Source organism: Pseudoruegeria sp. SK021 (assembly GCF_002119405.1).
Classification (GTDB): domain Bacteria; phylum Pseudomonadota; class Alphaproteobacteria; order Rhodobacterales; family Rhodobacteraceae; genus Meridianimarinicoccus.
In genome coordinates this window covers 1-246 of the sequence record NZ_MTBG01000184.1, presented here as the reverse complement: position 1 = coordinate 246, position 246 = coordinate 1, and the positions used below count along the sequence as shown (strand labels likewise).

Annotated in this window: 1 protein-coding gene; it reads left to right on the top strand. The window is 56.5% G+C overall.

Annotated features, from left to right (window positions below):
* Positions 1-246 (top strand): DDE-type integrase/transposase/recombinase (locus tag BV911_RS19065; protein WP_139840180.1); only part of this gene is annotated, 246 nt, incomplete at both ends.

Here is a 246-nt window from a genome sequence, read left to right as displayed (position 1 = left end):
GCCTTCGTCATTGATGTGTTTGCGCGACGGATCGTCGGCTGGCGGGCAAGTCGCACGGCAAACGCAGGCTTCGTCTTGGATGCTTTGGAACAGGCCATCCATCAACGCAGGCCAGCGCAGGACCAACTGGTGCATCATTCGGATCGCGGATCGCAATATTTGTCGATTAAATACACAGAGCGGCTGGCCGAAGCCAAAATCGCGCCGTCCGTTGGCAGTGTCGGAGATTCCTATGACAATGCTCTG